Annotated in this window: 12 protein-coding genes; 4 read left to right on the forward strand and 8 right to left on the reverse strand. The window is 70.8% G+C overall.

The features are described 5' to 3' along the window. The first annotated feature begins 293 nt into the window (after window positions 1–293). Window positions 294–1,205, forward strand: coding sequence for a universal stress protein (locus ACZ6KY_RS33305; RefSeq protein WP_469313979.1), 912 nt, complete (start codon window positions 294–296; stop codon window positions 1,203–1,205). A 756-nt stretch (window positions 1,206–1,961) separates the two neighbouring features. On the opposite strand, the gene ACZ6KY_RS33310 is transcribed toward ACZ6KY_RS33305, so the two are convergent. After that, entirely contained in the window at window positions 1,962–2,297 is a 336-nt protein-coding gene (locus tag ACZ6KY_RS33310) for a helix-turn-helix domain-containing protein (protein WP_469313980.1), read from the reverse strand. A 1,003-nt stretch (window positions 2,298–3,300) separates the two neighbouring features. On the opposite strand from ACZ6KY_RS33310, the gene ACZ6KY_RS33315 reads away from it, so the two are divergent. Further along, a protein-coding gene (locus tag ACZ6KY_RS33315) for an IS5 family transposase (RefSeq protein ID WP_469313981.1) occupies window positions 3,301–4,118 on the forward strand; the annotation gives its coding sequence in 2 pieces (ribosomal slippage) (window positions 3,301–3,649 and window positions 3,649–4,118; 819 coding nt in all). Window positions 4,119–4,441: 323 nt separating this feature from the next. On the opposite strand, the gene ACZ6KY_RS33320 is transcribed toward ACZ6KY_RS33315, so the two are convergent. After that, window positions 4,442–5,440 (reverse strand): YdcF family protein, encoded by a 999-nt coding sequence (locus ACZ6KY_RS33320; protein WP_469313982.1) that lies wholly within the window; start codon window positions 5,438–5,440, stop codon window positions 4,442–4,444. A gap of 349 nt (window positions 5,441–5,789) precedes the next feature. Here ACZ6KY_RS33320 and ACZ6KY_RS33325 point away from each other — a divergent pair, with 349 nt between their 5' ends. After that, entirely contained in the window at window positions 5,790–6,005 is a 216-nt protein-coding gene (locus ACZ6KY_RS33325; protein WP_469313983.1) for a hypothetical protein, read from the forward strand. A 284-nt stretch (window positions 6,006–6,289) separates the two neighbouring features. Here ACZ6KY_RS33325 and ACZ6KY_RS33330 read toward each other — a convergent pair whose 3' ends face one another. Further along, the gene (locus tag ACZ6KY_RS33330; protein ID WP_469313984.1) at window positions 6,290–6,556 is read right to left on the reverse strand and encodes an EF-hand domain-containing protein; all 267 of its coding nucleotides are present in this window, start codon (window positions 6,554–6,556) and stop codon (window positions 6,290–6,292) included. Window positions 6,557–7,299: 743 nt separating this feature from the next. On the opposite strand from ACZ6KY_RS33330, the gene ACZ6KY_RS33335 reads away from it, so the two are divergent. Then, window positions 7,300–8,535, forward strand: coding sequence for a serine hydrolase domain-containing protein (locus tag ACZ6KY_RS33335; protein WP_469313985.1), 1,236 nt, complete (start codon window positions 7,300–7,302; stop codon window positions 8,533–8,535). Between the two features lie 220 nt (window positions 8,536–8,755). Here the strand turns inward: ACZ6KY_RS33335 and ACZ6KY_RS33340 are convergent, their stop codons facing one another. The 5 genes from ACZ6KY_RS33340 to ACZ6KY_RS33360 all read right to left on the reverse strand — a co-directional run bounded on the left by ACZ6KY_RS33340 (window position 8,756) and on the right by ACZ6KY_RS33360 (window position 14,265). Then, window positions 8,756–8,980: a hypothetical protein gene (locus ACZ6KY_RS33340; RefSeq protein WP_469313986.1), complete on the reverse strand. Its 225-nt coding sequence runs from the start codon at window positions 8,978–8,980 to the stop codon at window positions 8,756–8,758. Between the two features lie 50 nt (window positions 8,981–9,030). Next, on the reverse strand, window positions 9,031–9,327 hold the full coding sequence (locus ACZ6KY_RS33345; RefSeq protein WP_469313987.1) for a hypothetical protein: 297 nt from the start codon (window positions 9,325–9,327) through the stop codon (window positions 9,031–9,033). Between the two features lie 91 nt (window positions 9,328–9,418). Continuing rightward, a complete protein-coding gene (locus tag ACZ6KY_RS33350; protein ID WP_469313988.1) occupies window positions 9,419–9,595 on the reverse strand; it encodes a hypothetical protein in 177 nt (58 codons plus the stop codon). Between the two features lie 729 nt (window positions 9,596–10,324). Next, window positions 10,325–11,554 carry a hypothetical protein gene (locus ACZ6KY_RS33355; protein ID WP_469313989.1) on the reverse strand — a complete coding sequence of 410 codons (1,230 nt, stop codon included), beginning with the start codon at window positions 11,552–11,554 and terminating at the stop codon, window positions 10,325–10,327. Between the two features lie 377 nt (window positions 11,555–11,931). Beyond that, window positions 11,932–14,265, reverse strand: a complete 2,334-nt coding sequence (locus ACZ6KY_RS33360) for an ATP-binding protein (RefSeq protein ID WP_469313990.1) — start codon at window positions 14,263–14,265, stop codon at window positions 11,932–11,934. Between the last annotated feature and the right edge of the window lie 425 nt (window positions 14,266–14,690).

Consider the following 14,690-nt stretch of genomic DNA (forward strand, 5'->3'; position numbering starts at 1 on the left):
CTCGCCCACACACGCACATCAGCAAGGTCCCCACCCATAACCACATCAACGACGACCCTGGCCAGCAGTCACGGTAGACACCGTTGCAGTACTAGTCCGCGACCACGCCTGGCTCCGCTGACCCCGGCCCGCACGCCGAGGGCCCGTTGATCCGGTCCCCGGACCCGCTTCTGACGGTGAGCAGCGGCACCGCGGCGTCGCACCGGGCCGGGCCGGGCCGGACAGCTCGGTCTCCCTCGCTGCCGACCGCGTAGCCGACGGCGACACATCTACTCCACAAGGAAGTTGGCAGCATGTCCCGCATCATCACCGCAGGCCTGGACGGCTCGCGGGAAAGCCTGGCCGCAGCGGACTGGGCGGCCCGTGAGTCCCTGCTCCGTGACCTGCCCTGCCGCCTCGTCCACGCATGGGAACTGCAGTCGTACAACTACCCCACCGCCTACGCGCCATCGGTCGGGCCGGCCCTGCAGCGTCACTGGGCGGAGCGCGTGCCGCGCGAGGCCGAGGAGGATCTGCGTCGCCGCTACCCCGGCGTGAGGGTCAGCGCCGACCAGGTCGACGGGCAGCCGGTTCCGGTTCTGCTGGCGGCCGCCGCCGACGCCGAACTGCTGGTCATCGGGTCGCGGGGGCTGAGCGGCATCGGCGGTTTCCTGATCGGCTCGGTGGCGCTCTCGGTGGTGGCCCGCGCCGCCAACCCGGTGGTCCTGGTGCGGGCCGAGGAGCCGGACGCCTCCAGCCTTCGCCCTGCGGAGCCCCCGTTCGGTAAGGTCGTGCTCGGCTTGGACCTGCGGCGGCCCGCCGACGCGCTGATCGAGTTCGCCTTCGACGCCGCCGCCCGTCGCGCGTCGGCGCTGACGGTCATTCACGGCTGGTCCCCGCCGGCCTACTACGGCCTGGACACCGGCTTCGGCTACACCTCCGGCGCGGTCACTCCGGGGCTGGGCGGCGAACTGGCCGCACAGGAGGCGATCGGGCTGACCGACGCGCTGCGCCCGTGGCGGGAGAAGTTCCCCGGAGTAGAGGTGATGGAGAAGTCCGTGACCGGCGGGGCCGCGCACCACCTCGTGGAGGCCGCTTCCGGCGCCGGTCTGCTGGTCATCGGCCGCCGCAACCGGGATTCAGCGATCGGCACGCACCTCGGCCCGGTCGCCCACGCGGTGATGCACCACGCCGCGGCCCCGGTCGCGGTCGTCCCGCACGACTGACCCAGGCAGCCCGGGCCCACCCCGCAACGGGTCAGCGGACGCTGATCCGGCGTCCGCTGACCTGCTCCGGGGCGATGCGCGCCCGCGCTCGCCGCCCACCCACGGCGCGAAGCGGGCCGCGCCGAATCCCGACCGATCTCTCACGAACTCCTCCCGAACCCGCCCTCCCCCGCTCCACGGACAAGATCCGGACCGTACACGGGCCAAAGCCCGCCATCAGCTCCTCCAGGCTCGCATTCGCCCTGGCCAGATCCATGTGCACGGTGTACCGCCAGCAGACGAAGAACATGCTGACTGGTCTGGCCAGCAGTGGCGCACTGTCGCTACAGCGGTGCCTCATGCTCACCGGGCAGCCCACCTCTCCCTGCCGGTTCCGCTGGCCAGGCCTGCCCACCGGCAACACCCTCGCCAACGCCTCGGCCAGCCCGACCCGGTCCGCACACCGCCGCGGCAGTGCCTCCCCGGCGTGTCCAACCAGTCCCTTGCTGTCGGCCCGCACGGCCGGCCGCCGGTCCCACCCTGTACGCTCGGTCACCAGAAAAATGCCTTGATCTTCTGCCCGATATGCCCTCAACAAACGCATCCTTGCAGGTCAACGGCACCTTTCTACTGTCGGGGCGTCAGCCCGTCATTCCGGTGAATAGCCAGGGCCGACGCAGACGCCGCCCGTCCGAACGCCCTGCCGCCGGACAGACGACCCGCGCGTCACACCCCGACATGTGTGTGCGGGATCCGCCGGAACCCGAACGCACCGTCTCAGGACTCGGGCGGACCGGACGGTCCGGCCGTCCGGCGGTGTTCGGCGTTGATGCGCTGGGCTTCTTCGAGTTGGTCTTCGAGGATGATGATGCGGCAGGCGGCGTCGATGGGGGTGCCGTTGTCGACGAGTTCGCGGGCGCGGGCGGCGATGCGCAGTTGGTAGCGGGAGTAGCGGCGGTGGCCGCCCGCTGAGCGCAGCGGGGTGATGAGGCGGGCTTCGCCGAGGGCGCGCAGGAAGCCCTGGGTGGTGCCGAGCAACGCTGCGGCCCGGCCCATGGTGTAGGCGGGGTAGTCGTCGTCGTCGAGCCGGCCGAACGAGTCGTCTGCTGTCACTTGCACCTCTCCGAGAAACGCGTGGAGGGGCCCTGGCGCTATTCGCGCCAGGGCCCCGAAGGAACTGCTACACCATCTGCCGGCCCTGGTACTGCGCCGGCCTCATGTTTCCGCACGCCCACCCGGGAGAGGGCGGGGAATGCGGGGATCGCGGTTGCTCGACCGGAGACCACCTCACTATCGATGTCCTGCGGTACCCGGGCTCTGCCATTCCGCCCGGGCGATCCTGATGGCGCTCGGCCCCTCCGTTCTTCCCTCTGGGATCAACTCACTGCCGGTACCGCTCTACCGCGTACTGCTGGTGATGCGACCTGCTCGGTGACCTGTGACAGCGTCACTCTTCGGCAGCCAGCCCCGTCGCCCGTCCTGCGTCTGCTCTGGCTTGGAACCCCGCTGCCGAACCTCCCGGTGCGCGCGCCCGCAGCCGACGCCTTCACCGAGGTACCACTCACATACCTTCACTGCTGGATACCGCGAACTGCACTGCCGGGTACTGCACCTTCAACTGCGGTCCTGCTCGCGGCGGCCCCTGATCACTGCGGGCCGCCCGGTCCGGTCGTCAGCCCCGTCGCCGTCCTGCGACAACCCTGGCTTCGGAACTCCACCACCGCACCGTCCTGCACATTCCAACTACATGTACTGCTGCCTGGCAGTTCGTGTCTGCCGGGCCCTGCTGATCTCGGCTACGAGAGAAACCATAGCCAGACGATCTCCCAATGTCTACTCCAGCCAGCATAGATTTTTGCGTGTCCGGCGGAGAGCTAGTCGGACTCGAACAACGACGGCGGAAGGCCCCGGCCGGGTTGGCCGGCTGCGCGCCAGGGCACAAGCACAGCGCACACACCGGACATCGGACTCCACAGAGGCCTGGGGGAACTGATGGTCACGATGAGCGCGGGACGTCACACCCGACCGTTCCGTGCCATCCATCGCCGGCGTACGCGAGAGCGCCCGGGCCCTTCTTAGACCGTGTCCTATGTGGTGACGGCTCGTTGTCTCATATATGGGGCGGAGTACGTGGAGTTGGATTGTTCCGGACGGACTGTGGGAGATCGCGGAGCCGCTGATTCCGCCGTCGAGGGTACGGCCGCAGGGCGGCGGAACACAGGACACACCTGATGAGGCGCTGTTCGCGGCCATCATCTACGTGCTGGTCAGCGGCTGTGCCTGGCGGGCCCTGCCGCCCTGTTTCGGCGTGTCGAAGTCGACCGCGCACCGCCGCTTCCTGATCTGGTCCAGAGCCGGTGTGTGGGGCAGGCTGCACGAAGCGATCCTGCACCGCCTCGACGACGCGGACCTGCTCGACCTGTCCCGCGCCGTCCTCGACTCCGCCCACGTCCGGGCTAAAAAAGGGGCGAACTCACAGGTCCGAGCCCCGTGGACCGAGGCAAACCGGGTTCCAAGATGCACATCCTGTCGGACGCGAACGGACTGCCCCTTCTCGTCGGCATCTCCGCCGCCAACACCCACGACAGCGAAGGCTTGAAGCCCATGGTCGAGGGTCACCAAACGAGACACGACCCCCACCGCGGCAGGTACTTCAAGCCCCAACGCCTGCACGCGGACAAGGCCTACGACATTCCCCACCTGCGAAAATGGCTGAGGGGTAAACGCATCGGCGTGCGCATCGCCCGCAAAGGCATCGAGTCCAGCGAACGCTTAGGACGCCGACGACGGGTCATAGAGCGGACCATGTCCTGGCTGACCGGCTACCGCAGACTCAACCACCGCTACGAACGCCATCCCCGCAACTACCTGGCCTTTCTCGGCCTCGCCGCCGCCCTCTGCTGCTACAAACGCTTCCTCAAACTCACCACATAGGACACCGTCTAAGACGCGCGGGGTCGTCGGTCGCCACTGGTACAGCCCAACTCCTTAAGGAATTCGGTGAGGAGGCTGTCGCCGGCAGAGCGTCGCTATCATCGGCACCTTCGACGGCCACATCCTGGCCGGAGAAGTCAATCCCAGTCCCGATGACTTCAATGCAGAGCAGATCGTCCACGAAGCTCTCAGATACCATCCGATCGCGCTGTGACCTGCAAGCTCCGTCAGCCAGCGGCCACCCCCGCTGTTCGGCGCGGGCGCGGGTTGCTGGCGAAGCCACGCCGACCCTGCTGCCCGGGGCGGCACGCGCGACGGGTGCCTCAGCGCTGGAAGACCGCTGTCGCCACGGGCACCGCCAGCAGCAGGCTGAGCCCGATCAGGGGCAGCCGGTCCAACCACAGGACGGCGGCGAACTCACGCAGGGTCGCGGAGAGCCAGTACGCGGGAGAGGTCGGCGCGCCCACGACGTGGACAAGGACGCCGGCGCGACGGGCCAGCAGGGCCGTGCGGTAGACGTGGAAGCCGCTGGTGACCACCGTGGCACGGTGCCCGGAAGCGGTGCGGTCCATGAGAGCCGCGCTGAAGCGGAGGTTCTGCCCGGTGTTCACGGAGCGGTCCTCCCGCACGATCCGGTCGGCAGCCACCCCGCGTGCGCGCAGGTAGTCGGCCATGGCGTCCGCCTCGGAGCGCACCTCGTCGTCGCCCCGGCCGCCCGAGACGACGAACACCACACCGTCTGCGTCCGGTGCGCCGGCGTCGTCGACCGCGAGGGCCCGCTCCAGCCTGCGGCGCAGCAGCGGACCGGGCCGGTCGCCATTGAGCCCGGCGCCCAGGACGACGACATGGGTGGTCTCCGGCGGCGGGGTGCTGCGGCCCCGGACGAACACGTAGACGGTGAAGGCGAGGAAGAGCAGGCTGAGGTATCCGGCGGCCGCGTTCACCGCCACCATGAGGGCACCCGCCACCTCGCCCCCGGCAGTCTGGACGACCGCGTCGAGGCCGAGCACCGCCAGCAGGGCGCAGCCGGCGGCGCCGGTGGCCAGCAGGGACGCCTGCGGTCCGTAGCGCCGGAACAGGACGATGCTGTCGACCAGCAGGAGCAGGCCCAGCGCGAGGGTCATGAGCAGGGCGGCGACGGCGAGCACGGTCACGACGGTGGGGTGAGTCTCCGCACTGCGGGCGGCCTCGCCGAGCCCGGCCGACGTCACCGCGAGGCAGAACAGGACAGCGGTGGAGAACCGGTGCGGCGCCAGCACGGTATGGACGACGCCGCCCACGGCGAACACCGCCGCGGCAACGTACTCCGGGTACTCCGGCACGTCCCCCACCACTCCGCTCTCCCGCCCGCCGGGCCCGACCCCGTCCGCCCGTCGCCGCCTGCGCATTTCCGAACCCGCGCAGCGCTGCGGGGCCCGGTGCGGACGCCGCCGGACATCCTCGCAGACCCGTCGGCAGGATCCCACGGAATCCGGGAAGGGTTGAGCCCTCCGGGCCCAACCCGACCGGACCGGCACGGGAGTGAGGGACTGTCAGAGCATGTGTGAGGGGTTGTGGGCACCCTCTGGGCACTCATACGCGAGCACCTGGAAGCCGTCGGCGTCGTCCCGGTGGCTCCCGAGCCGGCCCCGGTAGAGCCGGACGTATCTGCGGAGCCGTCCACGGCGCCCATTGGCGCCTTCGGCAGGGGCATGGCGGCCCTGGCAGTACAAGGCCCGCACGGGCTCCCTGGTGGTGCCCAGAGGTCACGAGGAACGGATCGTCCTGGGCGGCCAGGAGCACGCGGTGAAACTGGGTGTTTTTCTCTCCAACAGCAAGAGCCGCCGGGGCAAGCTCATCACCGACAAACTCGCCACACTCGGACTCAACTGGGCAGCCACCACGTGACGTTGGGTTCGTGCTGTCGTTGGACAGCGTCCAGACCTCGGGGATGTCATGGCAGACCCCCCCCCGAGACCCGTGTCCTTGCCCGGTGAGCCAGGGGGCAGCGGGCGTCTGTCCGTGTCGCTCCAGAGGACGCCGTGACGCCCGTTGCTTCGGTCGTGGTGGGGGACGCGACCTGTCCTGGGTAAGGGAGCGCAACCCCCGCCCTTGCGGGGGCTGCGCGCGGACGGGGATAGACCGCGCCCCCGCACGGCCTCTGCGAGGTCCGTACCGGGGCGGTGGACGGGCTACCTGCCACCGCGCGGCGGTCCTTCGCCCGCGACGGGGTAGCCAGCGACCAGCATGTCCACAACGGACTCGTAGTTGATGGTGCCGTCCGGACTCACCGGAGTCTCGCTCATGATTTCTTCGACGCTCAGGCTGTCACCGAGGTTGAGGAGAAGCTGCCGAAACTCCGCCTGCTGGATAACGCCGTTGCCTTCCTTGTCCAAGGCCCGGAAGCCGTTCAGAATATCCTTCATCACGTCCGTAGGGTTGCGTTGCTCCCCTGCCATGGGCACGTCCTCTCCGGAGGCGCGAATGCGTCGTGGTCGTTGAAACCACGGCCGTGCTCCGCTGCGTGAATACCGGTGTCGATCTTCCATGCTGGAACGTCACCCCGCCATCCGGGAGGCGGTAGTCGTGTCGGTCGGGGTGAGGTAGAGGCGTTCCTGATCACGGCGAGGGAATGTCGCCTGAACACCCAACGTGGCCCGCCCCCGAACTGCACGGACAGAGCAGGCAGCCTCCGGCCCTGACCATCTGAGACATCCCCACCATCGCGCCGGTGAGCGCCACCGCACAGTTCAGGACCGGGAACAGCACTACTACGAGTGAACGGTCAAGCGGGAGTTCGTCTCAATTTCGTTCTCAGGTCCACAGCCGCATTTATGTCCGTCCGTGCCGACACGCCCGAGCAAAGCCCTCTGGGCGCTGCCAGTTCTCATCGACATTCCTGGGCGCCTCGATCAAGAACCGCTGCCAGGCCCCGTCGACATTCGCTCTCCGTTCTCGGCACCGACAGAACTACCGGGCAGTCGCCCACGACCAGCATGCGGACCAGGAAGAGCCATCACGCCAGCCCCGCGAACAGCAACTTCAGGGTGAAACCGGCTCAGTGACCGTCCCGGAACGCGTATCGCGGGCGTATCGAAAAACGCATACGCCACCGCAACGGTCTTCCGGCTTCAATGGAGGTATTGGACCACAGCGCACCACCATCAGCGTCAGGTTTGTTGACTGGGAAGGGACCGTGACTATGGAATCGGTTTCGGCACGTGGTATCGACCGGCGGCGGCTGTTCAGATGGGGCGGGCTGGCCACCGCCGGCGTGGCGGCGGCCGGGTCACCGCTGGTGAGCGCCGGGATCGGCAACGCCGACTCGGCCGAAAACGACCGGATCCCGCCGGACACCCTGCCCGGCGGAGCCTACGACCGGTACGTGGCGCAGTTGGCCGCCGAGGGCAAGTTCTCCGGCGTGGTGCTGCTGTCGCACCGCGGCCGGACGGTCCTGTTACGCAGCTACGGCATGGCCGACAAGGAGAAGGGGATCCCCAACGGCGAGGGCACCGCGTTCGCCCTCAGCTCGGCGGGCAAACCGTTCAACGCGATAGCCATCCTGCAGCTGGCGCAGCAGGGCAAGTTACAGCTGTCGGACCCGGTCCGCGACCACCTGACGGGCTTCGACCAGGACATCGCCGAAAAGGTGACCATCCACTACATGCTTTCCGGTATCTCCGGGCTGAACACCCCCGAAGAGGACATCCAGCGGGTCTTCCAGAGCCGGGAGGAAGTCCATGAGTACCAGGAGTGGTGGGCCCGGCAGTCGAAGCTGGTGGGCATCCCCGGTGTTCCCGACGAATTTCACGCTGGCGCCAACACCGCCATTCCCGCGCTGATCGTGGAGGCCGTGAGCGGCAAGACGTACTGGGACTACGTCGAGGAGAACATCTTCCGGCGCTGCGGCATGACCGCCTCGGCGTTCTACACCAGGCCGCAGTGGCTCACCGACGCACACATCGCACACCCGTACATGAAAATGGAGGACGGCAGCTACGTAGACGCCGTCCGCAACCTGGACACGGGCAGCCCGGACGATTACATCCTCGGCAGGAACCCGGGCCGTGCCTTCATCGACCCCATGGGGGACGGCGGCTTCGCCACCGCGCCGAACCTGGTCCGTTTCGTCCGCGCGCTGGGCGACGGCACGCTGCTGGACCGGCCCTGGGCCGACGTCCTCACCGCGGCCAAGATCCCCCACGGCGCGACGGGGTTCGGTACGTACGGTCCTTCGGCCTCCATCGTCGGCGGCCAGTGGGCGATCCAGCGCGCCGGCGGCGGCCCCGGTGTCTGCGCCAACTGGAGCAGCTACCCGGACACCGACTGGGTCGGCGTCATCCTCGCCAACCGCGACGACGTGCCGTTGGTGGAGATGATCGAACGGGAGACACAGGCCATCACCGGAGTCTCACCCGGCGACGGGGGCGGTGGCTGAGACGCAGGACCGGTGGAAGTCCGGGTGGCAGGCCGGAGTGGAATGGACGCTGCTGTGGATCGAGAACACCGCCAACCGGCTGGCCTAAGGCAGGTCGTAGCAAGTCGGTGTTCGGTCGGCAGGCCAGCCGCACGCCGACCTGCCGTGGTCGGCCCGCTCTCGGGTGTGCCCACCGGGCCGACCACGCCCCGCCCGCAGCGCCCCGGCAATGGAGGACAGCTCAGGCAGCGCTCCACTGGTGCGCGCGTCCGCCGCGCCACTCGATCCACCGGTCGTCGCCCAGGATGCTGTCGGGATCCTGGATGCCCGCGCCTTCGAGGAGCACCACCAGATCGTGATCGCTGTAGGCGGTGCCGAGAATCCCGTCCCGGCCCTGGGAGTGCACGGTCACTCTCCGGCCGCCCGTGCTGGAGGGCGGGTGTACGACGATCGGCGCGCGGCTCACGCTTCCCAGCGTGCCCCTGGCCGGCCCGCCCGGCGAGCCCGCTGCCGTGGTCAGGGGCTGTCGCCGCAGTAGTAGAAGCGGCACATCACACCCGGGCCGGGCATGCGTAGTTCGCCGGGGCGCGGGTCGTACAGCGCGCGGCCGCCGGGCCACCGTGAAAGCTCGGTGGTCAGGGCGACGCCGTCGTCGATCTCTTCTGGCCGCCGGCCCGTGATGTCCAGCAGCAGTCCGTCCAGCGGCCCGCCTGTGAGCGTGGCGTAGGTCCGGTGCGGGAGGGGGCCTGGGTTGGGGTCGTCGTGGTCGTGGCCGTACACCCGGCCGCGCAGCAGCTGCTCATCGCCGTTCATCACTCCAGCCTTTCACCCGCCACCGACAACGCGGGCCTGCCCAGAGCCGCCGTGGGCAAGCCCGCGCCACCGACGGAAGGCCGGCCCGGGGTCAGGTGCGGAAACGGGAGAGCCAGGGGCCGGCCTTCTGCGCGGCCTGCTCGGCTTCCTGCTCCTGGCGCTCGTGCTCGTCGGCTTCGGCCTGCTGCTGGGCTGCGACGGCCCGGCTCTGGCAGTCCTCGCACAGGTGCGGGTGCGACTCGCGCGGCTGGCTCCAGCCCGACGCCACTTGCGGACTGTGTCAGCAGCGATCCGTAACTCCCGTGCCACCACAGCAATCGGCGGCACATCAGCACCGTCGCATGCCAACACGATGCGGGCCCGCAAGGCCACTGCCTGCGCAGACGACGCCCTGCGGGCCCAACGCTCCAACACCACACGCTCATCGGGCGACAACAACAACGGTTCCAACTTCGGACCGCGGGGGCTTCCCCAAGGCCGGTGCCGGTCAGCCCGGGACTCGCCGACGTGCTGAGCGCCGTCGTCGCCCGCGTACGCACGAAGGGCGGGATCATCCCGGCCATCCCGGACTACGACGTCGGCGAACATGTCTGGAGATGACAGGCGGTGACGCATCATCACCACCGGTTACGGAGCGAACCGTTCGTTTGACATACCCGTGGCCAACCGTGCGTTCGCCGATCCCGAAGACCTCAACTCCGCCGTCCGGCGTGGCCTGCGACATCCCAGCACCGCAGCGACACCCTGGATGTCTGCCTCGCCGGCCCCAAACTGATCCCCGCCTCACCATGACGACAACACGCATTAGAGGTCAGCAGGTTCGGTCCGGATCCCGGGTGGACCGACGCACACGGTGTCGCATCAGGCGACGGACGGCGTGGCCCGCAGGATCTGATGTGCCGTCAACACTCAGGCATGCCCCTGCCGTCCTGCGAAGACGCGCAGGACGGCAAGGACGTACGGGTCGGCGACGCACGAGCGGGACTGCCGCCGGATGTCAGTTCCGGCAGACCGCCTTGACCTGGGCCGCGGCCACGTGCCGGCCTTCGTTGCCGCTGCCCCAGTCGACGCCGCGGTTGTCGAGACCCACCGCGAGCTTGGCCCTGCCCGGGTAGGTGCCGGCCGTCACCCACCGGCCGAGGTGGGCGCCCTGGTTGATCTGGAAGCTCCTGATCACGTTGTTGGCCGAGGGAGTGAAGGCCCGGTAGACCGTGTAGTAGGCGGGGTTGCCGCCGACCATGGTCCGGTCCGAGACCGGCGGGATGTAGACCATCAGGGTGCAGGAGGCCGACGCGGTCAGGTTCGGTGAGAAGAGCCACTCCGCGTAGAGCGCTGAGTCGGGGCTGGAGCTGCCGCTCAGGGGCAGTGCGGAGTACGAGCCGTGGCAGCCGTCCTGCGACCAGGCGTGCGTTCCGCGGCGCCAGCCGTCGTCGCCCTTCGTGTAGACGCCGGTCTCCTGGTAGCCCCAGGTGCTGCAGCCCGGCCCGGTGACCGCGCTGTACGCGGGCGGCTTGGCCCCGGACGGCCGCGCAGGCGTGGGTGCCGGGGTGGCGGCACTGGTGGCGGCCGGGGCGGGCGCCTGATTGCCGCCGGGTATCCCGCGTCCGCCCGAACTCCCGCCACCCAGACCTGAATTGGCGTTGACTCCGGGAGTCGGGTTGGCGGCGGCGCCCGGCAGGAGGGAAACGCCCTGCGGCGCGGCCGCGCCCACCGGGGCGCCTGGCACCGGCGCCTTGCCCGGCGTACCGCTCGGTCCGCCGATGGGCGCGGCACCGGGGGTGGCGGCGAGCCCCGGCACGAAGCCGGCCTGCGAGCCGTCGGGGCCCACCGGAGTGTCGGCCGCGGCGCTGTTGTGCGGCTTGGCGTGCGAGCCGCCCGGCCCAGCGATCACGAAGGGACCGGCGACCAGGAGCACACCCGCCACGGCGGCGGCGAGCACCACAGGCCGGCCGAACCGGGACGGGGCCGCCGCACGCAACGGGTCGACGGTGGCAGTCGCCGCGGCAGCCGGATCGGCCTGGGCACCGGGGGCCCGGGGCTCGGCCGACTCCGTGGACCCGGCGGCGGTACCGGACCCCGCCCCGGGCTCGCTGTCGGGTTCGGTGCCGGGCTCGTCGGCGCCCGAGGCCGGCGGCGCGACCACCGTCGCGGCCTCCGGCTCCGTCGCCGGGAAGCCCGGGCGGGCCGGCTGCGCGGTGCCTTCGACCGTGGTGCCGTTGTCAGCCATGGTCATCCTCGGTGTAGTGGAGTGGGAACGGTGGCCCGGCAACACCGGGCGGAACGGATCACGGGCGCGACGGCGGCCCGGGCGGCGCAGCGGGCGCGCCCGGACAGCCTCGTACCCAGGGTGTGGGGTGCACTCGCGGTAGCGGCGCCAGGACCGCCGCACCGGACCACCGAGGGCCGGACGGCTGGGGCGTCTTCGGCACGGACGTCGAGCGGGCGGACAGCGACCCATCGGCCCGGGGGTCTGGACCACACCCCGGCCTGACGACTGCCCAGCCCTCGCCCGTACCGCACGAGTTCGTGCAGTTCTACCACAGGCGCCGACCGGATCGAACCTCGCCCCGGGCGAGCGGTGCGACCCAGCGGGCGGGCAGGCCCCTACCGGCCGCCGGTGGTGAGCTGTTCCACCGCGCGGAGTTCGGCGGCGGCCTCCTCCTGCCGTGGGCTCTTGAGCTGGGACAACCCGCCGTGCGCGGCGAGCAGCGTTTCGTGGGCCTCGTCGTAGCGGGTGAGCCGGCGCAGCACGAGACCGAGGTCCAGCCGGGCCGGTTCACCCCAGGCGGGCACCCGCAAGGACTCGAAGCCCTCGACGGCCTCGCGCAGCAGGCCCTCGGCCTCGGCCCAACGGCCGAGCGCCGCGAGGTCGTTGCCGGTCTCCTGCAGGGCGAGGGCGTGGTAGAGAGCGATCGTGTCGGCGGCCTGTCCCCACAGACTCTGCCGGCTGAGCTCCACCCCGCGCCGGTGGATGACCAGCGCCTCCTCCACCCGGCCGGATTCGCGCAGCCCCCGCCCCAGGGAGTTCAGGACGGAGAGTTCGGCCAGACGAGCGGGCGGCGCGTCCACGTCGGCCAGGCGGGCGGCCGCGTCCTGGAACCGGTGGATGGACTCCTCGGTGCGGCCGAGCCGGCGCAGGGCTCCGGCGGAGTAGCCCAGCGCCCAGCCGATCTGGAGGGCGTCGCCGATCTCGTGGGCCACCGCGCAGGCACGGTCGGCCGCCGCCAGTGCCCCGGCATTGTCGTAGAGGCAGTAACTGTAGGCCCAGGAAAGGTAGTTGAGGTGTACGGCCTCGTCCCGGCGGCTCCCCAGCACGCGGGCCGAGTCCACCGCCCGGGTGAACACCTCGACCCACAGCTCCCAGTGGTGGTTCACGTCGGAGAACCAGTGCATGGCCTCGGCCGCGTCGATGACCTGCTGGTGGCGTCCGGCGACCTGGGCCTGGCGCAGCGCCGCCACCCACTCGGACCGCTCCGCCTCCAGCCAGCCACGGGCCTCGGTGCGGTCGGCGGGTGCGCTCGGGGGGTCGGGGTCGTCGACCGGGTCCTCCGCGTGGCGCTCGGCGTCGAAGCGCAGCGCGGCGGCGGTGGCCCGGGACAGCATCCAGCGCGCGAGCCGGTCCCGGGCCTCGGCGACGACCTGCGGGCCCTCCTCCAGGGCGAGTTGCTCGGTGGCGAAGAGCTTGAGCAGGTCGTGGAAGCGGTAGCGCTCCACGACGGTGTCGGGCTGCAGCAGACCAGCGTCCGTCAGTTCCTCGGCGTACAGGGCCGCCCGGACAGCGGGCAGACCGGTCAGCAGGGCGGCGCTCTCGGGGCTGAAGTCGGGCCCGGCGGCGAGTGCGGCCCGCCGGAACAGCAACCGGGAGGGCGGGCTCAGCTGTTGGTAGGAGAGGGCGAATGCGGCCCGCACCTGCAGTCCGCCGGCCTGCAGCGAGTCCAGCCGACGGCTCTCCTCGGCCAGCCTGGCGACCAGCTTGCCGACGTGCTCCTCGGGCCTGACGGCCAAGCGCTGCCCGGCGATCCGCACCGCCAGCGGCAGATGCCCGCACAGGTCGGCGAGGTCACGGACGGCCTGCGCCTCGCGCTGGACCCGCTGCGGGCCGATGATCCGGGTCAGCAGCTCGACGGCCTCTTCCCGTTTGAGCACGGCGAGCGCGATGCGGTGCACCGATTCGATCCCGGCGAGGGCACGCCGGCTGGTGACGATCGTCAGGGACGATCCGCTGCCCGGCAGCAGCGGGCGGACCTGGTCCTCGTCCACGGCGTTGTCCAGCACCAGCAGGATGCGGCGCCCGCCGACCAGCGACCGGTACAGGCCGGCCCGGTCGTCCGTCCCGGCCGGCACCTCGCTCTCGGCCACCCCCAGGGCCCCCAACAGGCGGGCCAGGGCGTCGCGCGCGGAGGTCGGCTCCTCCTCCATGCCGCGCAGGTCGACGGCGAACACCCCGTCCGGGAAGCGGTCGGCGAGTCCGTGGGCGGCGTGCACGGCGAAGGCCGTCTTGCCGAGGCCTGGCTGTCCCGAGACGACGGCGACCGGCGGGTGGGCGGGGTGCTCCCTGTCCACCAGGGCGTGGAGCTGGGACAGGGCGGGGCCACGCGCGGTGAAGTCCCCGATGTCACGGGGAAGGGCCAGCATGCCGGACGCCGGCGTGACCGCGCCGTCGGCGGCGGGCCGTACCTGCTGCCGGGGGCGCGGCCTGCCCGCCTTCGCCGCCTGTTCCAGCTGCTCAGCGTCGGCGGGGTCCAGCCTCATGGCGGCGGCGAGCGCCTGGACGGTGCGGCGCTGCGGGCCACGGGTCCGACCGCGCTCCAGGTCGGCCAGCGCGCGGACACTGATCCCGGCGGCGGCGGCCAATTCCTCCTGGCTGAGCCCGGCGCCGCAGCGCAGGCCGAGCAGCAGCCGACCCAGACCGTCCGACGTCACCGAATCGGTCCCCATCCTCGGCTACCCCCCTTGACCTGGGCACCCGGCTCAAGACGCCGGTCCCCGGCAGAATTATGCCGGACCGCATTTCTGCCGGTGGAACCTCCTGGTCGCCCCGCACGCCGTCATGGTCGACTGACGCGGTCCGCATCAGCAGGCGTCCGGGCTCCTGGACCGGTCCGGCCGCCGCCCGCGGTCCCATGGTGCGTGGAGGCCAGGTCACCGGACCGGCCGTGCTCCCGCGGAACCGACACCCCAGACCCGGAAGGCCGGTGCCGTGCAGCCCGTTCGACACCACCTTCCGTCCGGACGGAGCCCGAAACCGTCCGAAGTCGGGGGGGGGGGGGGGGCGCCCCCCCGCCCCGGGGGGAGCCAAGTCCCCCCCCACAAAACCGGGGGGGAAACCACCCGTGTCCTTCCCCGCTTGCGGTAACGATGCC

It is taken from the genome of Streptomyces sp. NPDC042002 (assembly GCF_055588305.1).